We start from the raw sequence: 7,269 nt of genomic DNA on the forward strand, positions 1-7,269 counted from the left end.
CCCTCCATCTTCATAGCACATTGCATTATACTGCGCTTGGCCATCTTGAAGTTTGGAAACGTCATTAGTCAGCAATTTTTGAAGATATACAAGGCTATCTTCACCGCGAACAATGATTTCTCCCATATGTGAGACATCGAATAATCCTGCTTTTGTGCGTACCGCTTCATGTTCTTCTTTTATACTGGAAAATTGAACAGGTAGTTCCCATCCACCAAAATCAATAGTTTTGCCACCGTACGCTTTGTACGAATCAAATAACGGCGTGCGTTTTAAATTTTCCGACATTTCATTTTCCTCCTCTTCACTAAACAATCTTTCTTATAAGGTGAAAATCTGGTCTCCCGATTTCTAAATGGATAATCTTGTACCCACAAAAAAGGACAGAGAATCCCCTTTATATGAGAATTCTCTGTCCTGGCACCTGAAAGTTTACCTGAAATCGGCTTTCCTCTTTGGTAGCTATGAAGTGTAATAGCATTCTCCAGAGATGCGTCCTATACGAGTCTTTTTTACCTGAGAGATTCGTAGCTTCTACTTGCTCCTTCGGCGACGCGACTGGCGCGTTCTCTCCCCGTATATTCATCCGCCCAAAACATGCGTTTTGGTATATTAAGAAATCAATGAACAAAAGCGTGTACCGCTTCGTCTATATCCTAACATTGATTCAAAGTAAGCGCAATCTATTTTCTTATTACACTCTAAAGGCGAACGATTTATGATTACTATCAAAAATCGTTCGCCTTTAAGCGATTTACTTGAAATGCTGCATATTCAGTTATCTGTCTTAACGAGCGTCCTTCGGTTCTTACGGTAATATGGGCGGTGGCTTTATAATAACGCTTTCGCATGGTATATAACGCTTCCAACTCTTCCTTAGTAGATGATTGTACAATGGGTCTGTTAACATCACGATGAATTCGTTTCCATATATCAGCAAACGTTGCATCCAAAAACAATACTAAACCGGTTTGACGCATGACTTTACTATTGCTTGGGTTAACAGCAACACCTCCCCCAGTCGATACGATACACCACTCATCTCTGAAGGTTTTCAGAAATTCATGTTCTTGTTGACGAAAAAAAGACTCGCCGTATCTTTCAAAAATTTCAGGGATGGTCATCCCCATTTTTTTCACAATCTCCTGATCCATGTCGTAATAAGGAATTTTTAGCGAAAAGCTTAATCGTCGGCCGATAGCGCTTTTTCCTGATCCCATGAAACCAATTAAATAAATTTTTTTCATATCCCTACCCCGCTCACTTCACTACAAATCATCACTAAACGACTATTATCGCTAATTTTCCATTTTAATAATAGTAGCAGAAATATAATGACTTTCCAACATTTCATAGATATTCATCTGTGATATGTAAGAAGTAACAAAGTAAAGAAGTATACCGGACACAATAAATAATAGAACGATGGATACGGGCAGTAAAAATCCAGATTCATTGCGAGGATATAAACACTTCATATGCACGTTCCTCTTTTCGTCCGTTTAAAAACTCAACTTTGGCGATTACTTGATCACCATCAACTTGAAACTTACACATTTTAACCCCCGTTAACAAAGGCTCATGTCCCAAACGATTCTTCTGTTTGCGAATGAGTGATGGGTAACATTCAATAWCATACTCCACCCCATCTTTTTTCAGACGAATTCCTGTCTGATTGACTTGTTCTTCTATCACAGTGACCGAAAAGAGGATTTTTTCCATTTCCAATGAAAACATTTCCCATTCAAGTGATACTGATTGAAAGAAATGCTTTTCCACTTGCGTAAACCATACAGAATAAAACAAAATGAGTTGAGAAAACAACAACAGAACTGCAAGCTGAATGACTGCATCGACTAATGTGTATCCCCTATCCGTTAAAAGGTTTCGCACGACTCTGTGCTCTCTCCAAAAAAAACATACCGTACACAAATTGTTGGATCTGTCCATTGCCAGGAATAAGACACATTGTCGAGAAATATTTCACCTGACATTTGCCCATTTTCAATTAAAGTTGCTGCTTGGTTTTTCGCAATTGCCACATGCAATGCCACTTTCTTTTCGGCAAGATTAAACATCATTTGATTTGCCATAGGCAACAATGTCCCAAATAACAAAAAAAGAATACTGACCGTGAGAATCGTTTCGACGAATGAAAATCCTTGGTGATTATTCAAGACTCATCCGTCCTTTCCCGATAAAGACCCGGACAATCTTAATGCCCCCGGGCGTCACAAATGCAATCGTTCCAAATTTTTCAATTGTACCATTCGGTAAATAGGCAAGCTCGGTTAAAGTACTACTGGAAGATAAACTGTAACCTGCAGGTAAATTTCTCTCGAAAAGAGGTTCGTATAGTGATTTTCTTCCAATGTAACGAGTACCTCCTGCGTTAAAAATCAGTTTAACGTACCTTTTTTCTTCCACAGCAGTCATTTGAGTGTGCATGGCATCGAGTTTCAATTGGTTATAGAACAAATCAAATGTGTGTCTTTCAACATAATGATTGTTCGCATACAACACACTCGTACTGATGACCAGCACAATCGTCAAAACGAGTAATAACTCCAGCAACGAGTAGCCTTTATTATCCAGCGACATCATCCGTCACAGATACAAGTCCGGTAGTTGCATCTATTTGTATCTGATTACCATTTGGACAAGATGTTTCACCGTCATTTAAATAATCGTTATCTGTTAAATCTGAAAGTGTGGGAACATCTTTCATATCGATCCGATATGCTTCGACTTGCCCTTGAACCATTTTGATATAAGCCTCGCACCCTTTTTCATCAATCGTTGCCGAATGCTTCGTCACATTGGGAATTGCGATTAATATTAAAACGGAAATTATCAGTAATACGACCATCATTTCAATTAAAGTGAACCCTTTTTGGCACTTTATCTTTTTCATACTTGCTTCCTCCTATTAAATAAAATCTATCATTCCATAAACAGGCAACAAAATGGATAAATACGCAGCCAAAATACAAATTGCTAATACGCCAAATAACACAGGTTGGACAAAAGACAAAGATTTCGTCAAGGATTCTTCAGTCTGTTCATTCAGCAAATCACTGTAAATCAATAGCTCCCTGTCTAAATGTCCGCTTACCTCTCCATGCGAAATATATGTAGGAAAATCATCCATAAAACAATCTGCTATCTGAACTGCTTGTTTCAAAGAATCTCCCAATAGAATGGATGTGTATATATTTGTAGATATAACTTGCAAATAAGGTTGGTAATTTTGTTTTTTCAAAACATCCAAAGCATGTTGCAAAGATAATCCACTGGCTAATAATGTCCCAAGTTCCTGTGAAAAACTTTTCGTCCAAAATAATTTCATCCAATTGGATAAGATGGGTGTTTTTAATAAGATGGATAATTGATGTTCATAAGAATACCGTTGAATTCCCCAGCGAAACAAAAACACCGTGATAAAGACCAACAGACAGACAGTGACTAACACATCTGGCAAATGCAGCAATAAGCTTGTCCAACTCATCGTGTTCGAAGATGCAGTATTCTGTCTGGAATTTGCAAGCAACTGCATGTTTGGTAAAAAATAAGTACGGAATGCCAAAAACAACCCTGCCAGCATACAAAATAAAAATACAGGATACATGACCACTTTTTTAAGGCTCGCTTTTGCCCGATCCAGCATAGCAATGTGCGTATGAAGACAAAGTAGCGCTTTCTGTAATTTCCCATGGGATTCCGCCATTTGGATAGATAATAAATAACTCTTGGGAATTCCTAATGTCATCAATAACGTGGTGACTCCATCTCCATTTTTCAAGTTGGCCGCAAGTTTGTTGTGTGCTTCTTCACTTGCTTTTACATGGTGAGGCAACAGCATTACCAAAGAATCGTAAAATGTGTATCCTTCAGACAAGAGCGTAGAGAGTCTGTTTAAAAACTGGGCTTGTTTTTTCCTGGGTATTTGACAATCTCGTACTTCAATACGTGACGGGAGAAACTTTAATGACACCCAGTTTCACTCCTCGCTCGTACTGATTGGAAAGCGTATACTTTTGTGGCATGTTAAAAGATCCACCTATTTTTATCGTATCGATTGCTTCTTCAAGAGTTTGACCATACAGAATTTCATACAAAGAAGAGCGGTTCGGCGTTACTCGATCACCTTCCCTATCATATGAAGTGATTACTAGTTGTTGGCTTGTAATTCCAAGAATAGATTGTTGTAAGTCATCAATCGGAATCCCCAAATCCATTAATCGATATAGACATCCAATCGGATTCTTAGCATGTACAGTCGTAATAACTAGATGTCCTGTTAAAGATGCTTGAACAGCTGCTTGGGCTGTTTCTGAATCACGAATTTCTCCAATCATTATGACATCTGGCGAATGCCGTAATATCGCTTTCAAACCTGAAGCATAGGAAATTCCAGAACGTTCGTTCACTTGTATTTGAAGCAAGTGGGATTGACTGTTTTCCACCGGGTCTTCCAGGGAAATTACATGCCGATTCAATTGATGCGTACTATAACTTGTAAGTGAGTACATAGTTGTCGTTTTCCCACAGCCAGTTGGTCCGGTGATGCATATCAAACCTTGACGGGACATCATTAAGTCATGCAGTAATTTAGCTGCATCACGATAAAGAGCAAGTTCTTGTAATGGTTTAGAATCATCATGCAATTGAATTCTAATTACAAGACTTTCTTTATTTTGAACAGATGGTAAAGTCGAAACGCGGAAAGAACATTCTTGTGTATTGAAGATTTGTTGGAATGAACCACTTTGAGGTTTTCGTTTTTCACTGATGTCAAGAGAGGATAAAAACTTGAAGTAAGAAATCATACGATCCCCGATATCCAGGTGAAGCTTACCTGCTGGGACCAATTTTATGTGTAAGCGAAAATAAATTGTATACCCTCCTGATGTAGGAATTAAATGAATATCAGAAGCCCGTGCTAATACTGCTCGATTAATTAACTCTTCACTTTTTTGTTCAATAATATTCTGTAATTCATTCATGTATATGACCATTCACCCAAAACAGGTTAGGACCGCTCATACCCTGTTCTCGACATTATAAAGTCATAAGCATAAAAAATATATATTTTTCAGCAAAATAAAAATCCCCCACCTTGTAAGGCAGGAAATTTTTATTTTGCTACTTATAATGCGTAGAATAATTTACTTTTGCCGCAAAAGGAACCCAAATGTTCCGGTTGATACCTACCACTAATTTCTTGCCATCTGTCAAAATCGGTCTTCTCAATAACTTTGGATTATCTACCATCAATTCAACCACTTTTGATAATGGCAAGTCATCGATATTCAGATTCAAGTCTTTAAATGATTGACTGCGGGTAGCCAGAATTTCATAAGATCTTCCGTTGTCATTGATAAAAGAAAAGAGAGTTTTTCAACAGTTGGCGTTTGACTGAATATATGTCTTTCTTCGAATCTAATCTGGTTAGAGATTAACCATATTTTCGTTTTTCGACAAGAGGTCAATAATGGATAAGTATAGAATGTTATATCAACCCTTAGAATTCCTATAATTCCCTTTTCATTTGTTATACAGATTTCAACTATTGTATAATGTTTGTCACCTAATATAAGAAACATCTTTAAAAACTTTTTAATGTCGATTATATTTGGACATACTTAACTGATCAGAAATTTTTTTGTCTTTTTTCAAGTAAGAATTCACAACTTCCACTGTTCTGTCACATTCTAAAGACATTCTAGAGTTTACATCTGTGAACCGAATCATCTATAATGAGGTAGAGATTATTGTATAGTTGTAAAAGGAGGGGACTACTCATGAACAATATGTATAAAGTGATGGGTTTCTGGACAGGAATTTTCGCAGTTATGTTTTATTTAGGTGATATGTATTCGGCATCATTATTATTTCTAGCAAACACAGGTTTATTTATTCTTTTAGGTTTCTTAAACCTTTCAGAGCGTATGTACATTTACATCTTCGGAGCATATTTAACAGTGTTTTTTGCTGGCTTCACTTACTATACGACATTTATTCACGTACCTGGTGCTGGACACTGATCAAGATTATAAAAAGACAGTCATTTCATATGACTGTCTTTTTTGTTTGGGATTTTTGGTCTCCACAAAAACCGGTTATTTAACTATGGACACACGCTCTTTGTCAAAATCCATTAAGAAACGGATTATTGCCCATTTCTTCTGCAGGAGTCGTAGGATTACCATGTCCAGGATAGCAGATCGTTTCTTCTGGTAAAGTAAGCAGCTTATTGTGAATAGAATTAATCAACTCTTTATGGTTACCATAAGGAAGATCCGTTCTCCCTATGCTGCCCTGGAACAATGTATCGCCAACAATTGCGAAACCGTCTTCTTCAAACCAATAGGAAATGCTTCCAGGTGAATGGCCAGGCGTATGGAACATCTGACATGAAAACGGTCCGATTTCCAACTTACCATCTGCATCAATCAATACATCTGCTGGTCTTCCTTCCACTAAAGGCAATTCACGAAAGCGTGCTGAACCATTTTTAGTCGAATCAGAAAGCCAATTTTTTTCTGCCTGATGTATATAGACTTGAACATTAAACGCATCACGTACTACATCGACAGCTCCAATATGATCGAAATGAGCATGCGTTAAAATAATTGCTAAAGGTTTTACCTGTAATCTCCGCAATTCTTTAATTAAAGCATCTCCTTGTTCACCTGGATCAAAGATCAAACATTGTTTTTCTTTATTGGTTACCACATAGCAATTGGTCTGTAATGGACCCAGTGGGAACGTACGTATATTTAACATGTCAATCACCTCAAGATTATTGTAGCAGAAACTCTGTCGGCATTCTCGCAGTTCATATATCCGACACTTTTTAATCCTCGACAAATCATATATAAAAACTTATAATAAGGTAGAAAACTTGTACTCGGCATTCATTTTCTGATGTCAAAAGGAGTGTCTATAATGAACTTATTAATGGTTATTTTTGGCCTGGTTGCTATCTTTGGTGCAATTGGTTCTTACCAAGCATTTAAAGAGAAAAACCTTTTAGGATTAGTCTTCAACATAGGAACTTTTGCAATTTTTGGATGGTTCACAGTGATGACGATTTTAGAACACGGATTTCCACCAGCATTACACTAATACCATAAAAAAGCTGACGTTCACACGAACGTCAGCTTTTTTTATATTATGGCTCAGATAAACTAAATGGTTACTTATCGTAGGGGCAAAGTACTCTCTCAATTTTTATTCAATCATCACAGTTTTCTTTAACTGATC

Annotated in this window: 10 protein-coding genes, 2 pseudogenes and 1 riboswitch; of the genes and pseudogenes, 2 read left to right on the forward strand and 10 right to left on the reverse strand. The window is 37.2% G+C overall.

The window, feature by feature from the left end:
* The 9 genes and pseudogenes from AC1DSL_RS14525 to AC1DSL_RS14565 form a co-directional block, all read right to left on the reverse strand.
* Positions 1 to 288: pseudogene (locus tag AC1DSL_RS14525) on the reverse strand (glycine cleavage system aminomethyltransferase GcvT); the annotation flags it as partial.
* A gap of 205 nt (positions 289 to 493) precedes the next feature.
* A riboswitch (glycine riboswitch) is annotated at positions 494 to 586 on the reverse strand.
* 142 nt (positions 587 to 728) lie between these two features.
* Entirely contained in the window at positions 729 to 1,247 is a 519-nt protein-coding gene (locus tag AC1DSL_RS14530) for a shikimate kinase (protein ID WP_477532710.1), read from the reverse strand.
* A 205-nt stretch (positions 1,248 to 1,452) separates the two neighbouring features.
* Positions 1,453 to 1,893 (reverse strand): competence type IV pilus minor pilin ComGF, encoded by a 441-nt coding sequence (gene comGF / locus AC1DSL_RS14535; protein WP_477532711.1) that lies wholly within the window; start codon positions 1,891 to 1,893, stop codon positions 1,453 to 1,455.
* Positions 1,878 to 2,177, reverse strand: a complete 300-nt coding sequence (locus AC1DSL_RS14540) for a hypothetical protein (RefSeq protein WP_477532712.1) — start codon at positions 2,175 to 2,177, stop codon at positions 1,878 to 1,880. The genes comGF and AC1DSL_RS14540 overlap by 16 nt, the downstream gene beginning before the upstream one ends.
* Complete coding sequence (locus AC1DSL_RS14545) at positions 2,170 to 2,604, reverse strand: prepilin-type N-terminal cleavage/methylation domain-containing protein (RefSeq protein WP_477532713.1); 435 nt, start codon at positions 2,602 to 2,604, stop codon at positions 2,170 to 2,172. Before AC1DSL_RS14545 ends, AC1DSL_RS14540 begins: the two co-directional genes overlap by 8 nt.
* A complete protein-coding gene (comGC, locus tag AC1DSL_RS14550) occupies positions 2,588 to 2,914 on the reverse strand; it encodes a competence type IV pilus major pilin ComGC (RefSeq protein ID WP_477532714.1) in 327 nt (108 codons plus the stop codon). Before comGC ends, AC1DSL_RS14545 begins: the two co-directional genes overlap by 17 nt.
* Positions 2,915 to 2,929: 15 nt before the next feature.
* On the reverse strand, positions 2,930 to 3,994 hold the full coding sequence (comGB, locus tag AC1DSL_RS14555; RefSeq protein WP_477532715.1) for a competence type IV pilus assembly protein ComGB: 1,065 nt from the start codon (positions 3,992 to 3,994) through the stop codon (positions 2,930 to 2,932).
* On the reverse strand, positions 3,963 to 5,006 hold the full coding sequence (gene comGA, locus AC1DSL_RS14560) for a competence type IV pilus ATPase ComGA (RefSeq protein ID WP_477532716.1): 1,044 nt from the start codon (positions 5,004 to 5,006) through the stop codon (positions 3,963 to 3,965). The genes comGB and comGA overlap by 32 nt, the downstream gene beginning before the upstream one ends.
* 139 nt (positions 5,007 to 5,145) lie before the next feature.
* Positions 5,146 to 5,531 (reverse strand): annotated as a pseudogene (locus AC1DSL_RS14565) (Spx/MgsR family RNA polymerase-binding regulatory protein).
* Between the two features lie 273 nt (positions 5,532 to 5,804).
* Here AC1DSL_RS14565 and AC1DSL_RS14570 point away from each other — a divergent pair.
* Positions 5,805 to 6,047, forward strand: a complete 243-nt coding sequence (locus AC1DSL_RS14570) for a DUF2626 domain-containing protein (RefSeq protein ID WP_024534515.1) — start codon at positions 5,805 to 5,807, stop codon at positions 6,045 to 6,047.
* 103 nt (positions 6,048 to 6,150) lie between these two features.
* Here AC1DSL_RS14570 and AC1DSL_RS14575 read toward each other — a convergent pair whose 3' ends face one another.
* A complete protein-coding gene (locus AC1DSL_RS14575; RefSeq protein ID WP_477532717.1) occupies positions 6,151 to 6,789 on the reverse strand; it encodes an MBL fold metallo-hydrolase in 639 nt (212 codons plus the stop codon).
* A 162-nt stretch (positions 6,790 to 6,951) separates the two neighbouring features.
* Between AC1DSL_RS14575 and AC1DSL_RS14580 the strand changes: the two genes are divergently transcribed.
* Positions 6,952 to 7,131 (forward strand): DUF2759 domain-containing protein, encoded by a 180-nt coding sequence (locus AC1DSL_RS14580; RefSeq protein WP_477532718.1) that lies wholly within the window; start codon positions 6,952 to 6,954, stop codon positions 7,129 to 7,131.
* Positions 7,132 to 7,269 lie beyond the last annotated feature (138 nt).

Source organism: Paenisporosarcina sp. P4_D4, from assembly GCF_056401835.1.